This is a genomic window from Algoriphagus winogradskyi, from assembly GCF_900182815.1.
GTDB lineage: Bacteria > Bacteroidota > Bacteroidia > Cytophagales > Cyclobacteriaceae > Algoriphagus > Algoriphagus winogradskyi.
In genome coordinates, this window is the sequence record NZ_FXUA01000004.1 from 188,103 (window position 1) to 202,688 (window position 14,586).

10 protein-coding genes are annotated in these 14,586 nt (G+C 38.9%); 6 read left to right on the top strand and 4 right to left on the bottom strand.

The features are described 5' to 3' along the window. Positions 1-4: 4 nt before the first annotated feature. Together murQ and QOL76_RS12295 are read left to right on the top strand one after the other, a co-directional pair. Positions 5-817 carry an N-acetylmuramic acid 6-phosphate etherase gene (gene murQ / locus QOL76_RS12290; RefSeq protein WP_283413264.1) on the top strand — a complete coding sequence of 271 codons (813 nt, stop codon included), beginning with the start codon at positions 5-7 and terminating at the stop codon, positions 815-817. Between the two features lie 121 nt (positions 818-938). Further along, positions 939-5,072: an ATP-binding protein gene (locus QOL76_RS12295; protein ID WP_283413265.1), complete on the top strand. Its 4,134-nt coding sequence runs from the start codon at positions 939-941 to the stop codon at positions 5,070-5,072. Between the two features lie 91 nt (positions 5,073-5,163). Here QOL76_RS12295 and QOL76_RS12300 read toward each other — a convergent pair whose 3' ends face one another. Together QOL76_RS12300 and QOL76_RS12305 are read right to left on the bottom strand one after the other, a co-directional pair. Continuing rightward, the gene (locus QOL76_RS12300; protein WP_283413266.1) at positions 5,164-5,748 is read right to left on the bottom strand and encodes a hypothetical protein; all 585 of its coding nucleotides are present in this window, start codon (positions 5,746-5,748) and stop codon (positions 5,164-5,166) included. Next, on the bottom strand, positions 5,745-6,212 hold the full coding sequence (locus tag QOL76_RS12305; RefSeq protein ID WP_283413267.1) for a hypothetical protein: 468 nt from the start codon (positions 6,210-6,212) through the stop codon (positions 5,745-5,747). The genes QOL76_RS12300 and QOL76_RS12305 overlap by 4 nt, the downstream gene beginning before the upstream one ends. A gap of 143 nt (positions 6,213-6,355) precedes the next feature. Here QOL76_RS12305 and QOL76_RS12310 point away from each other — a divergent pair, with 143 nt between their 5' ends. The 4 genes from QOL76_RS12310 (at position 6,356) to QOL76_RS21300 (ending at position 10,368) form a co-directional block, all read left to right on the top strand. Beyond that, positions 6,356-8,125 carry a tetratricopeptide repeat-containing sensor histidine kinase gene (locus tag QOL76_RS12310; protein WP_283413268.1) on the top strand — a complete coding sequence of 590 codons (1,770 nt, stop codon included), beginning with the start codon at positions 6,356-6,358 and terminating at the stop codon, positions 8,123-8,125. Positions 8,126-8,133: 8 nt separating this feature from the next. Beyond that, on the top strand, positions 8,134-8,877 hold the full coding sequence (locus QOL76_RS12315; protein ID WP_283413269.1) for a LytR/AlgR family response regulator transcription factor: 744 nt from the start codon (positions 8,134-8,136) through the stop codon (positions 8,875-8,877). 564 nt (positions 8,878-9,441) lie between these two features. After that, the gene (locus tag QOL76_RS12320; protein WP_283413270.1) at positions 9,442-9,813 is read left to right on the top strand and encodes a PAS domain-containing protein; all 372 of its coding nucleotides are present in this window, start codon (positions 9,442-9,444) and stop codon (positions 9,811-9,813) included. Between the two features lie 228 nt (positions 9,814-10,041). Beyond that, positions 10,042-10,368 (top strand): four-helix bundle copper-binding protein, encoded by a 327-nt coding sequence (locus tag QOL76_RS21300; protein ID WP_465251384.1) that lies wholly within the window; start codon positions 10,042-10,044, stop codon positions 10,366-10,368. A gap of 431 nt (positions 10,369-10,799) precedes the next feature. Here the strand turns inward: QOL76_RS21300 and QOL76_RS12325 are convergent, their stop codons facing one another. After that, entirely contained in the window at positions 10,800-11,258 is a 459-nt protein-coding gene (locus QOL76_RS12325; RefSeq protein ID WP_283413271.1) for an ankyrin repeat domain-containing protein, read from the bottom strand. A gap of 49 nt (positions 11,259-11,307) precedes the next feature. Beyond that, positions 11,308-13,479, bottom strand: coding sequence for a catalase (locus QOL76_RS12330; RefSeq protein WP_283413272.1), 2,172 nt, complete (start codon positions 13,477-13,479; stop codon positions 11,308-11,310). Positions 13,480-14,586: the final 1,107 nt, after the last annotated feature.

Here is a 14,586-nt window from a genome sequence, read left to right on the forward strand (position 1 = left end):
GTCTATGAATCTTGCTACCGAATCTCCTTCTTCCTACGATAATTTAGAATCTATGCCTTTAGTAGAGCTGTTAGAATCTATAAATCAGGAGGATCAAAAAGTAGCACTCGCTGTTCAGCAGGTAATTCCTCAGCTTGATAAGCTTGTAGAAAAGTTGGTTGTAAATTTCAATGCTGGAGGGAGACTGTTTTACATAGGCGCAGGGACATCCGGAAGATTAGGCGTGCTGGATGCATCTGAAATACCCCCAACCTTTGGAGCTTCCCCGGATTTGATCGTTGGGTTGATAGCAGGAGGCGATAAAGCCATAAGGTCTGCTGTCGAAGGAGCGGAAGATGATGTAAATCAAGCTTGGATAGACCTTTCCAAGTATAATTTAAACCAGAATGATACAGTTATAGGAATTGCCGCATCAGGCAAAACCCCATACGTACTTGGTGGACTTAAAGAAGCAAGAAAGCAGGGGATTTTGACAGCAAGTATTTCATGTAATTCCAATGCACCTATTTCTGCCTATGCAATCCAGCCCATAGAAGTGGAGGTTGGAGCTGAGTTTGTCACTGGAAGCACAAGAATGAAGTCAGGTACTGCACAGAAAATGATCCTGAACATGATCAGTACCAGTCTTATGATTCGCTTAGGGAAAGTGAAAGGCAATAAGATGGTTCATATGCAGCTCAGCAATTCCAAACTTGTTGATAGAGGAGTACGGATGCTTATTTCAGAAATACCATCTTTATCTTATGAAAAGGCTGCCGAACTATTGGAGATTCATGGCTCTGTGAATGATGCCATCACCGCATATTCCTTAGGTTGACAGCTTGATCTGTTAGAATTCTAGCTTCCCGGTATTATAATTCCCCCTAAAAATATACCAACTCCTTGTTTTGCTTCTTAGTTTAGCACTAAGTGTATTTCTTAATTTTCATTTAGTTTAGATGCAAAGCTCATTCCCACCTAGTGTTTCAGAAGACCTATCCATTCATAATCTTTTACTCGACCAGTTGGATGGATATTTGAAGAGGATGCTTCACCCTTCGAATACCTTATGGAATGGGGCAGTAATTATCGGTAAAACTGGTGCCGGCAAGACTTTTTTAATAGAAAAATACCTACAAAACTCAAGCTTTGATGTGTTGATCAGCAGTCAATCGCCCCAACTTCAACATGTTCCCTACGCAGGTTTGAAATTGGCAATTGGAAATTACTTAAGAACCAAGTTCAGAGAGATGGACCCTGACACCTTCGTTTCATTTTCGGAAGGTTTAAGTCTTGCATTGGGGGAAAATTTTGCTTTGATGTGTGAATATATTCCTGAACTGACGATGCTCGTACCTAAAGGGGGCAAGCAAGAGATTTCCAATACACCAAAAATGGAAAATCAGCTGTATTACCTCTTTAAAGTATTTTTTGAATATTTCAGTGATTTTTCGGATCGGGTACTGATTCTTTTTACAGATGATTTGCAGTGGATTGATGGTTCTAGTGCAAACTTACTGCAATACCTACTCACACACATTCCCCCATCCAAGTTGCTTTGGCTAGGCGCAGTTCGTGATTCTGAAGAAGATTTAGGGCAAGTTGATCAATTAATTGGTTCACTCGGCTTTGACCAAAAGCATATTCAAAGGATAGAATTGGGAGAATTTACCCTGGATCAAAGCCGGCTTTTTATAGAGCAACTGTTGGGAGGGAAATGTGAATTAACTGCGAGCCAGTTGGTTCATCAACTGGGGAAAGGGAACCCAGCATTATTGAGCACCTTAGTTGATGCGCTTGTTCAGGAAAAACTCCTGGTGAAAGACAAAGAGGGCTGGAGAGGCAATGTCACAGAGATAAAGGCTCGATTTCAGGGTGTTAACTCTACCCAGTTTTATCAGGAGCGATTAAATTCCCTTTCTGATTCTGCTAAAAAAATTGTAGGATTGAATGCCTGTGCAGAACAACTTTCCGAAAATGACCTTGAACACCTTTGCTCTAATATTCCTGATGCTAAAAGCGTTTTAGCCCATCTTATTTCCGATGGGATATTAGTGGTTAATCATGGTAAATATGTGTTTTCTGAAAGTTATTTTCGGGAATTTATTTATTCCAGACTCACGAATAACCAAAAATCATCCTATCACTTTCAACTGGCTAAAGTTTTACTCAGGGATAATTTTAGTCTTTTAAGCAACTCTGATAAGGTCATTATAGCCCAACATTTACAATTTGGAACAGACAGTATTTCCCAGACCGGAGAGAAAGTGCATGCGGCAACTATCTTGTTGGAAGTAGCAAAGCTTCAGAAGGATGAAAATGCATATTCCCAAGCAAAGATTTTTCTAAAAGCTTCGCTTGAACTTTTGAAAGGATTACGATGGGATGAAGTAAATGAAATTCTTTTTCAGGCACATATAGAAAGTGCTAAAATTGAATACTTGCTTGGGGAATATGATTTAGCTGAAATCAAATTGGATTTTTTGATTGAGCATCTAAGTATCCAAAAGCATAGAGCTGAAGCCTTTGAGTTAAAGATTGTCATAAATAACCACTTGGGCCGATATCGAAAAGCTGTTGTTATTCTTCAGGAAATATTAGGGGAACTCGGTATTGACATACCTTCAAATGATCAGGAATTAACTAAGCAAATCCAGGTTTTTCAAAAGCATGTCTCACTGCAAAGCTCAAAAATTGATGCCCTTTTTGAACAAGAAGAAGATGAAAGGCAATCGTCTATTCTTAGGTTGTTATACATAGGAGGCATGGCGATGCACCATACTTCGGAAGCTTTGATGACCTGGGCTGCCTTACAGCTTATTTTGCGTTCGCGATACTTTAAGCTTCCCAATGTAAGTACCATTGGATATGTGAGTTATGGAAGAATGCGGATTATTGCAGGGGATCTTACCGGGGGATATGAATTTGGGAAAATGGGGCTTGATATTAATACAGCCCTAGAAGATCTTCAATACAGATGTAGAGTGCTGGGGGTTTTTGCATTTTATATTCAACCATGGAAAAGAGCTTTTGATGAGAGCACGATTCTTTTGCAGGAAGGAATGGAAGTTGGAAGAAAGTCCGGTGATCTTATTGGCTTATACATCCTCAAAACACACCTTTTTAATCTTCATTTTATAAGTGGAAAACCAATATCAGGACTTTTATCTTTCGATTTCAGGGAATCATATCCTGGTATGGAGTTGACCTACTATATCACGCATTACCAAAAGGAGTTGATTCGATATTTGACCACTGAAAGCCCTTTTCTATCCCTTCCTAAACAGCATCCAGGTGGCCTGGCGGCAAAGCTGACTTTGCAGGAGGAGCGATTCTACAGAAACTACGTACTGGCAAGGTATTTTTTCCTTTTTGGATACTACGACCAGGCAAAAGCTTGCGCTGAGGAAGCAAATCAAAACAAGAAATTACAAGAAGCCTCCCCCTTAGTGCCGGCAAATATTCTGATTCTGAGTTTTTCTATAACTCAGAACTGGGGTAACCTGAAAGAGGAGGAGAAGCGGGAAAATCTAGCTTGGCTGAAAGGCGTTTTTAGGGACTTAAACGCATGGTACAATCATGCACCAGCTAACTATGCTTCTGACTATTGGTTACTTAAAGCAGAAATTGGGAGAATATCGGGAGCAAATGAATTACAGGTAGAACAGGATTATAAACAAGCATGTCAGTTTGCCGGAAGTAATCTTTATCAAGCTGCCTTATCCAATGAGTTGACCGGAAAATATTACCTGGCAAAGAAAGACTACGACTCAGCAAAGCTTTATTTCCTGGAATCAGTTAACAATTATGAATTGTGGGAGGCAAAAAGAAAAGTTAGGCAGCTGGTGAGGCAATACTCATTTTTATTTGATTCAAGTATCAGGGAAAACAATCCTTTGGATATAGAAAATATTCTAAGGGAACTTGGTGGTGAAATGGATGCAGAGCTTATCTCAAAGAAACTGTTGACAATCCTACTTAGGATTTCTGCGTCCAGTGGTGCGGCTATACAATTAATAGAGGAGAAAGGGCAATTTGGCCAAAAGGGAGAAATGCAGCTCCTCAATAAACCTTTAAGAAATCGGGAAATTTTTGGAGCAATTGATTTGTCTGGAATTTTTCTGATGTCGTACCGCACAAAGTCTCCCCTAATTTTCGATGAATTGGAAATTGATAATGGGTTCCCGCAACTTCGATTACTAAATGAGGCTGGAATTAAATCCTGCATGATTTTCCCGGTAGGCATTTCAGATAGCCTCTCTATGATCATTTACTTGGAAAGTAGTTTTTGTAGTGCTAATTACTCCAATGAAATTATACGCTGGGTTCGTATTCTAGCAAGTCAAGGCGGAATAATTCTAGAAAATGCCAGGATCTATGAAAGGAGCTTATTGCTTAACCAGGAGATTAAATTGGAAGTAGAGCAAAAACAGGATCTAATGACTTTAATTGAGAAGCAGAAAAATGTTCACATTAAAGACTTGCTGAAAGTACAGGAATATGAGCGAGAGAGGATTGCCGGCGAGTTGCACGACAGCTTGGGATCGCAACTGTCCACTATAAAAATTCGATTGGCAAATATGTTTGATAAATACGAAGAAAATCATCTGCTACAGGAGGGAAAAGAAACCTTGGATAAACTGGATGCTGCCATAGGAGAGGTGAGGAAAATTGCGCATCATATGTCACCGGTATCTTTGAGGAGATTTGGCCTGCCTTCTGCTTTGCAGTCACTGATAGAGGATATAAATGAATCGACGCCAATTATTGCAGAACTTCAGGTTCTTGGGTTTGAAAGAAGGTTAGAAGATCAAATTGAGTTAACGGTGTATAGGATCTGTCAGGAGCTTATACAAAATGTGCTGAAACATGCTTCTGCAAAACATCTTCGGGTTCAATTAATAAATCATGAGGACACCTTGAATATTACAGTTGAGGATGATGGAATTGGTATTCAAAAAGAACGAAAAGACTGGGGAATGGGCTTAGTTGGGATTGAAGCAAAAGTGCAAATGCTTAAAGGCTCATTTACTATTGAGAATCAACCCAATCATGGATGTTTGCTAGTTATTGATTTGCCTGTCAATACCTAAAACTATTTCTGTATCGATTTTATTGAAAAATAATTAATTCGGTGGTTGTTGGAAGTACTTATGCTGTGGTTCTATTAGCAATTTCCCAACCTTATTCATTATTTCTTGGCACATGGAATTTTCCCTCGGTAATTTCCACTTTCCCAGTGAGTACATTCATCCCAGTACTGCTATCATAATTTAAGGCAGTTCCTGAAAAACTTCCTTTGATTCCATTTGCATTAATTTCACTAAACTCAATCTCAACGGAATCCCAGAGGGATGCAAGAGGACTGTTTTTGGAAGCAAGAAAGCTTTTACCGTTTTCGTCATAATATCCAAATAAATAGGAGTGGGCAACTAAGAAGCCATTGGACGGTATATTTGTATACTTAGTCCCTTCTTTAAATTCCTCTATATTCTCTAATCTGAAAACCACTTGATTTTTGAGGGGCTGAAAAATGTCTTTACTTCCTGAAAGTTGCATGATATTTAATTCATTAACTCCGTCAAAATAAAGGCCTCCTGTTAGATTAATCTGGCTTTCAGGTTGATAAGGATAGTCCATAGCTTGACCATTTACTTTGAAGCTGAAGTAATATTCTGAGGCTTTGGGCAGCGAATCGTCTTCACTGGAACAAGCCAGCAAAAAAGTAGTGCTTGCAAGCAGCAGCGTATAAATAAGGGTTTTTTTCATGAGGGATTTGTTTTGTTTTTCTTATCCAAATAATATCCAATTGCACCTCCAATAAGAGTGGTTACCACTATGGCCAACAGCATGTTCTGAACTAATGCCCAACCATTTCCGACCAAGCGATCATATTCTTCCACCATGCTCAGGAAGTTTTTTAAGTATCCAAAAACACCTGATCCGCCTCTCCAGTTTTGCACTACCTCGGGCTGAAAATAATAACTCAAGGGAATGCCGATCAGTGTCCCGAAAAGGGCAAAAGTTAGTGTCTTCCCTTTATTCAAAACCAGTCCTAGGAATAATCCGAGATAGAGTAGTAGACCAATGGGTATATAGAAAATGGTAAGGACCAAAATCATTATCCTAATTGCGAGGATCGAGAGTCCGGTTTTACTAGCTGTGGCTACACAGGCACCCAAAAGAACCTTTTCTGGTTTTGAAAAATACGTTTGAATTTTTTGAATCTCCATTTCTAGGCTTTTTGATAAATTTAAACCTGAATGAAATGCAGTGAAAGAGCAATTTATTTACTGTAGACTTTGATAGATTAATTGTGTAGAATGACTTATTTTTTGTTCTAAAGCTTTAATTTACAGGAGCTTTTCTCGTTGATATGGGCTTCTATCTTGTACTGGTATTTTTCCTTGATTTTTTCCTGCTGGTTGACCAGGATACTCTGGCTCTGGATATCCACCAACTTTCCCAAAAGGACTCTATTCTGATTGATCAGAGAAATGATTATCTGAAGAAAAACCTTTTTTCAATTACTGCTGATAGCAGTTTGTTGGATATGGCTTTGCAAACTTTGTCGGCTGCTGAAATTTTAGGATATCAGAAAGGTGTTTTGATGGCTGATGAACGACTTGGATTGATCTATCAATACACGTTTTCCAACCCATTTAAGGCCTTGGACTATTACCTTCAGGCCCTTAACCTGGCAGAGTCCCATGCTCATCTAAATGAATACCAGTGGGGGATAAAAGGGAATATAGCTACCATTTATTACGAACAGGAAGAGTTTAAAAAGGCACTTGATTTTTTTAGGGAGGTCTCTGATAACAGTGCAGCTGCTGAATTGACGGCGATCCTGAATATTGGAAATATTTATGGATCTCTAGAAATTTATGATTCAGCTATTTTCTATTTCAGCAAGGGGCTGGAGCATGCGCAGATAAACACCAATCCTACCCAGCAAGCCAATTTGTACAGCAACCTTTCATTGATCTATTCCCAGGCTGGTCAACCTGAGCAGGCGATTACGACAGCAGAAAAAAGTCTGAAATTGGTTGATTCGCTTGAAATTGATTTTGTAAAACCCACTGCCTATGCCAATGCAGCGATGGCCTATCTTGGAACAGGGGATTTGGAAAAAGCGGCTGCACTAGCTCAGGAATCTCTGGAATACAGCTTGATACAAGGGAATCTTTTTATTCAAAAATCTGCGTGGGGCACCTTGTCAGATATTTATGCTGCCGAGGGAAACTTCAAAGAGGCATTGGATGCATACCGTAGCTTTTCTACTTTGAAGGATAGTTTGAATAATCAGAACCGCCGTGTGGAGATCAATAGGAAGCAAATGGCTTTTGATTTTGAAAAAGAAAGAACTCAAGCTGCTGCCGAAATCGAAAAGCAAAAATTGGTCAGGAAATACACCCTCTGGACAGGTATATTAATCCTGACAGGTTTGTTGATCGCCAGCTATTTTTACATGCGACGCAGAGATGCCTTGACAGCAAAGAAGGAAGCCGATTTCAAGGCGTTGGTTTCGGAAACTGAACTAAAGGCCCTCAGGTCTCAGATGAACCCTCATTTTATATTTAATTCCCTGAATTCCATTGGGGATTATATTTTAAAAAATGACGCTGATGCAGCACAGGACTACCTTTCCAAGTTTGGGAAACTTATGAGAATGGTTTTGGAAAATTCTGCTTTGAATGAAATTCAGCTGAGTGATGATATTAGATTTTTGGAATTATACCTGCAGGTGGAGAGTAAAAGACAAGCAGGTAAATTTACTTACCAAATCAACATTTCAGAAGACTTGGAGCCAGGCAATATTTTGGTTCCACCGATGATTCTACAGCCATTTATAGAAAATTGTATCTGGCATGCTTTTCTAGGAATGCAGGAAAAAGGTCTGATTGAAATTAATTTTAAGAAGGAAAAAGATAAATTGCTCTGCTCCGTACAAGATAATGGAGTAGGAAGAAATAATAAAAATAGTGATACTGAGAAAAAATCCATGGGAGTATCTATCACTGAAAGCCGTATCAAAATCCTTCGAGAACAATCTGGATTTCAGGGTGAGCTCCGCATAATCGATAATACTTCGGCTTCAGGAACACGTGTGGAAATCATTTTACCTTTACATCTTGCCTTTTGACTTGGGAAATGACAATAGCTATAATTGATGACGAACAACATTGCACAGATCGCATCCTTGCTTTTTTGAAGCCATATCAGAAATCATCCGTTATAGTTTGCTTTGATTCTGTTGATTCGGCTATTGAAGGACTGGAAATTCACAGGCCGGATTTGGTATTCTTGGATGTGATGCTAGGAAATAGAACCGGCTTTGAGGTGCTTTCAGGAAGTGAATACGTTGATTTTTGTCTGGTTTTTACCACTTCATATGAACAATATGCTTTAGATGCTTTTCGGTTTTCGGCTATTGATTACTTATTGAAGCCTATCGATAGGGAGGATTTTCTAGTGGCATTTCAAAAGGCCACAGATAAAATGCATCAAAAGCAGCTTAAAGAAAGGGTAGATGTGCTAATGGGACATATTTCCCAGCTACCCAATTCAAAGAAAATCAGTTTACCTACCAAAGATGGCTTTGAATTTCTGTCAATTCAGGACATTTTAAGATGTGAGGCTGCTATTAATTATACCCACGTGTTTTCCAAGGATGGGAAAAAATATACTGTTTCTAAAACACTGAAGTACTTTGAGGGGCTGTTGTTAGATTTTGGGTTTTTCAGAATCCATAATTCCCATCTTATTAATTTGAATTTCATCAAAGTTTATTCAAAATCAGGGTATGTAACCTTATCCAATGGATTGAAATTGGAAATTTCTGTTCGTAGGAAAGATGCCTTTGTCAAAGCCTGTGAATCATTTTTGAAATCCTGAACGGTAGATTCTACTAGGGAAATTGATTTTTTTTGATTTTAGGTGCGCCTATGCTGTTGCTCGTTTGTACCCTTTCCTTGCAGGTAGTGCAGGGCTCAAGATTTTAAGGTTTTTAAAAAAAACCAAACCAATACACAATAACTAGGAAGAATGAAGTGAAAAAACCAATCAAACAGCCCTTTTCAACTATCTGTAAAAGAGGTACTGCGAAATGCCATAGGAAAGAAGGGAAACAATTTAGCCTTAGGATGTTATTTTCAAACAAGTCAGCTCTCATGAGCGAGAAAAAAGGGAGGAGCAAAGGGGTGTCTGCAACTGCAATATCGCTTTCAGATCCATGTAGACTCCCAAAGTGATTACCGAAGATCTATTACCTAATTTAGATTTGTAACTCCAAGTAAATCTGCCTTTTTCAGAGAGTTTAAGGTTTCTTCAATAGATGAATTGCATAGAGTAGGAGTGTACAGAAGTACTTACTTATGGGCTTTCTATACTTTACCGTGTATATTTTTAAGACAAGTAGTATATTGAATGATCATTATAAAGGAATTTAAAATCTAGAAAATGAAAGAAGTAAAAGACTTTATAAATGTTCCTGCAGGTTCTGATGAATTAGCCACGTGGAATTACAATCCAGTCACTAATAGTTTTTTTGCCAATGAGAGGCTTAAAACCTGGTTTGGGTTAGAAGCCAAAGATGAGTTTGATCTCGAGATGGCAATTAATGCTATCGTACCTGAGGATAGAGAACGTGTAAAAGTTGCAATTCAGAGTGCTTTAACCATCGAGTCTAGGGGCGAGTACGATATTGAATATACCATTGTAAATCCTATGACGGGTGTAAAAAGAAAGGTGCATGCAATAGGGAATGTTTGGTATTCCGATCACGAATGTAGTAAGTGGCTAAACGGGACTTTGGAAGATATTTCTCAATAAAATTTTCTTTAGTTGATAGATACATTTCGAAAACTTCCATGTCAAAACAAGTTGAATGCTAATGGAATGAATGCACCATTTTGAGAAGAATTTTCCCTTTAAAACTTAATCCTAAAATCAATTAAGAAACGATTAGTGGCCTTAATATTTATTTAAACACCTATTAGTCTTTCTGCATTAAAATGGCGGGTTATTTGGTTTCCTGATATTGGAATTAACCTTTTAGCCATGACCCGTTTTATTCAATTAAAAAGTAACTGTACACTAGCGCTGGAGCGATGCATTCGAAATTGTCATCAACTAGTATCTGAGCATAGGAACTCCCCTGGTATGGAAAAATGCATTGAAAAGGCGAAAGAATGCATCGATATCTGTGTGGAATGTCTAGATGCTTGTGAGTCAGCTAAGCTCGATAGAGGTCGCGTAATGAATCAGACCTATCAAACCTGTGAAATTTGTCTTAATGAATTCAAACAGCATGAACTAGTGGAATTTCAAGAGTGCGCAAACGCCTGTTTGATCTGCATGGAAGAATTGGAGTATATTTTAGCATAACCTTTTTGTGAAAATCCCAGATAAGTTTGGGTGGAGAGGTTAAAATAAGATTCAAAGCAGGGTAGAGATGATTCGTTTTCGAAAAGCAGGTAATCCTTGAAATTTAGAGGCGGAAATGCAAAGAACTATTCTCTAGATTTCCTGTTCGTCCCAAACTGATTTTTCTTAATCATGTAACGCAGTGTTATGCGCTTAATACTTTAATGATTATCCGTTATGATTCCAGTCACATTAGAATCTTTGCTTTTCTGGCTGGATGACCGATGACCGAAGCCTCCCGCACTTGCGGGAGAACCTGAAGCGGCCTCGATTCTTAAGTTTAACCTACCCTTTTTTGCTTTTGACTCCATACTGGCACAAAAGCGGATAAAAGTATAATATTAATTTACCAGCAGGGGAGATCTGGTTTTTTTGCATTCATACGATATTTCTTAAGCCAACAATTCAATTCCTTCTGAATTACCCTGCATACCAGCGTGATCCACAGCCATCAGGCCTTTATGATCCATCATCATCTTATCAGCTCCATTTGCTAACAAAAGTTTCACGATCTCATTTTTTCCAAACATACTCGCAAACATTAGGGCTGTACCTCCATTACCGTGCGTGGCATTTATATCTGCATGGTATTTCAGTAATAGCTGGGCAATTTCAGCATAGCCTTTAAATGACACTCCCATTAAGGGAGTGTTGCCACTTTTGTCCTGTACATTTACATCTGCACCATTTTCCAACAGGAATTCGGTTGCTTTAATCTGGTTGTTGTATGTTGCAATGGTTAAGGCGCTAAAACCTTTTTCATCTTTATAGTTTACGTCCGCTCCATTTTCCAGAAGAGCTTTTATCTTTTCTGTGTCGCCTATTCTAGCTGCGTCGATTAATTCTTTCATAGTCTTAGTTAAAAAATGGGAAACAAATTAATGTTTCCCATGGTGGTTTTTAAGCTGGTATTTTTCCTTCTTTTTCTCTTTCAAAGAACCTGTGATTTCCAACTGCTTTGATGAAATTTTCGGAAAAATTCTTATCTGAAATACTTCCTAGCAGTAAGCCATTATCTATCTGTTTCTCCAAATTTTTATTTAGGTACTTGGCTATATATGTGATTTTAACAAGTTCGCTCGCCTCATCATCAGCTGCAATAGCTTTGCAGTGCAGAAAAGCTTCGTCCAAGAAGTGAATGACTTTCGGAGTCTGCTTTAATGTGTTAATGCTTTTTTCTCCTGAAGGAACATAAATAGCATCTACCAATACCGATGAAAATGTCAAAATACTGTGATCCACTTTTACCTCATTTCCTGAGCTGTCTTTGATAAATCCTGACCTAGGGGCAATTATTTTAACTACTGCACCTTCTGATTCCAATGCATCTTTCATGATAGAAAGAGATTTGGAATCAACGCCATCTGCTGCCAAAAATGCAATCTGACGGGTTTTTATTGATCCTTTGATCGTATTTACCATACTCAGTGCAGGCGATTCTTTAAGCGTTGGGGTTACCTTAACCGGTTGATAATCCTGAGGATTTGCATCAGCTCCAAATTGATGGTTGATAGGTTCTTCAGGCTTTTTCACCGCCAATCCTAATCCATCAGCCACTTTTTTGGCCAATGCCCCATCTACCTTAGATAGCAAATTCACTACACGCTGACGAATTTCAGGCATATCGACTTTTCCCAATTCAAAACAGAAAGCCTCTACTACATGACTTTGTTCTGGTTCTGACAAACTATTATAGAATAGCTTAGGTTGGCTGAAAAAGTCCATAAAGCTTTTACTTCTTGCCCTTACCTTATTTGCGTCCACTCTTTCTTGATAGCTCGCAAATCCGCCTTCACTTACTTTAGCCTGTCTCGGGTCACCCTGGGATATAGAGTTAGGGTGATAGCTGGTTTTGCCGGTATTTATCTCCATTCGAGCAATGCCATCCCGCTGATTGTTGTGAATAGGAGTTATAGGCCTATTAATTGGGATTTCATGGAAGTTTGGTCCTCCCAGACGACTTAGCTGGGTGTCAGTGTACGAAAATAATCTTCCTTGTAACAACGGGTCATTGGTGAAATCTATTCCCGGTACTAAATGGCCTGGGTGGAAAGCAATCTGTTCGGTTTCAGCAAAGAAGTTCTGAGGGTTACGGTTAAGCGTCATTTTACCTACCTTTTGAACAGGTACAATTTCCTCGGGGATCAATTTGGTAGGATCGAGAAGATCAAAATCAAAGTTATGTTCATCTTCTTCGGGAACAATCTGAACTCCCAATTCCCATTCCGGGAAGGCTCCGCTTTCTATGGCCTCAAACAAATCACGTCTGTGAAAATCCGGATCTTGACCGTTTATTTTCAAAGCTTCGTCCCAGACTACTGAATGTGTGCCTAATAAGGGTTTCCAATGGAATTTTACAAAGTGTGATTTACCTTCCTCATTGATCAGTCGGAAGGTATGAATTCCAAAGCCTTCCATCATTCTTAGGCTCCGAGGAATTGCCCGGTCGCTCATTAGCCACATGATATTGTGCATGGTTTCCGGTGACAGGGATACAAAGTCCCAAAAAGTATTGTGAGCTGAAGCTGCTTGAGGAATTTCGTTATGTGGTTCTGGCTTTACTGCATGGATAAGGTCAGGAAATTTAATAGCATCCTGAATGAAAAACACAGGCATGTTGTTACCTACCAAATCGTAATTACCTTCTTCGGTGTAAAATTTAACAGCAAATCCTCTCACATCCCGGGGAACATCTGCTGATCCGCGAAACCCTGCTACAGTGGAAAATCGAGTGAAAAGTGGGGTCTCCCGAGAAGGATCTGTAAGAAATGCCGCTTTGGTATATTTTTTTAAGGAGTCGTCATACACCTTGAACACCCCATGTGCTCCAGATCCTCTTGCATGTACAATCCGTTCGGGAATTCGTTCATGATCGAAGTGGGTGATCTTCTCTCGTAGGATGAAGTCTTCTAGAAGAGTGGCTCCTCTTTCACCTGCTTTTAGAGAGTTCGTATCATCATTAATTTTAAGACCTTGATTGGTGGTCATGGCATGTCCTCGACCGTTCTCAGTATTCTGATTGAGGTCATCAGTTTTGGAGTTACCTTTTTGTGGTTCCTGTTTCTTGGTCATTATTATTGGAGTTAGTTAGTATATGGTTAATGTTTTTGTAAATCAGCATTACCCTGTTGTTCTTATATCCAATTCCGTTTGCTGGATAGGGAATCACTAAACATCAAAGGTGAATGCACTGATATATATACTACCAAGAGCCATTCCCATCTTCCATATTCCTAGTGTTTGTATAATGCCCAAAATGCCATGAAGTAATTAAATTGGGCGTTAATGCACGTTAGAATCGCCATACACACTAATTTCAATCCATAAACACCGGTATACTTTAGTGTAAATCCGTTCACTTTTACGGTCTCAAAAAGTGATTCCCGGATAATTATTTTTACTCAATTAATAAAGCGAGATATATTTTCAACAAAATGGGGATTTTAGCTCCTCGGTAATTTCATATAATTTTTCTTGGAACTACCACCATTTTAAAGGAGTTAACAATTTATTTGTTTCTGATGATGGTTTCCGGAGGCTATCATCCGGATGGGTGAGCCTTGCGGGATTTTCGGTTTTGTAATGGGTTGAACACCGTTAAGAAAATGACTTAGCTCCCGAGGAACGAGAGGACAAGTCTAAAAATGCCAAGTGGGCATTTTGGACTTGGGCCAGGTTTTGGGAGGGAGTCATTTTTAGGTGAGAAACGCAGAACAAAATTCCGCTGTGTTGCTGTTTAAAATGAATAAAAAACGGTATCAGCGGAAAGAAAAGACCGAGGCTCAGGGCTTTTTGGTCACTTTTTGGCCGCCAAAAAGTGACAAAGATAAAACCTATATAAAATGGAGGAAGGTGTATGTGATGTTGATTCTTTCCAGAAAAATTATTCAATAATAAAACAGAAGCTATACTTTCTTCTGTAGATATTAGTTTAGTGGCCAACTTATCTTTCCATTAAATTCAGGGTAGAACCTTTTTCTATAGCCAATAGGAGATTTAAATAGTATAAATAGCATTGATACTAACCTATGCAACTCAACTAATCCCAAACTGACTACTATTAAAAAACAAGATTATCATGAGCATTCGGCTACTCTCTGTAAACCACAGGGTTACCTATAGCTTGTCTCTTTGGGACTTTTTCCTGATTCTAAATGATTTCGGTTCTCTGGGGGATTT

Excerpts from the sequence above, each read along its gene's own strand:
- QOL76_RS12320 (WP_283413270.1), top strand. The coding sequence starts at position 9,442 with ATGAAAGAAGTAAAAGACTTTATAAATGTTCCTGCAGGTTCTGATGAA.
- QOL76_RS12305 (WP_283413267.1), bottom strand. The coding sequence starts at position 6,212 with ATGGAGATTCAAAAAATTCAAACGTATTTTTCAAAACCAGAAAAGGTT.
- QOL76_RS12315 (WP_283413269.1), top strand. The coding sequence starts at position 8,134 with ATGACAATAGCTATAATTGATGACGAACAACATTGCACAGATCGCATC.
- QOL76_RS12330 (WP_283413272.1), bottom strand. The coding sequence starts at position 13,479 with ATGACCAAGAAACAGGAACCACAAAAAGGTAACTCCAAAACTGATGAC.
- QOL76_RS12295 (WP_283413265.1), top strand. The coding sequence starts at position 939 with ATGCAAAGCTCATTCCCACCTAGTGTTTCAGAAGACCTATCCATTCAT.
- QOL76_RS12325 (WP_283413271.1), bottom strand. The coding sequence starts at position 11,258 with ATGAAAGAATTAATCGACGCAGCTAGAATAGGCGACACAGAAAAGATA.
- murQ (WP_283413264.1), top strand. The coding sequence starts at position 5 with ATGAATCTTGCTACCGAATCTCCTTCTTCCTACGATAATTTAGAATCT.
- QOL76_RS12310 (WP_283413268.1), top strand. The coding sequence starts at position 6,356 with ATGGGCTTCTATCTTGTACTGGTATTTTTCCTTGATTTTTTCCTGCTG.
- QOL76_RS21300 (WP_465251384.1), top strand. The coding sequence starts at position 10,042 with ATGACCCGTTTTATTCAATTAAAAAGTAACTGTACACTAGCGCTGGAG.
- QOL76_RS12300 (WP_283413266.1), bottom strand. The coding sequence starts at position 5,748 with ATGAAAAAAACCCTTATTTATACGCTGCTGCTTGCAAGCACTACTTTT.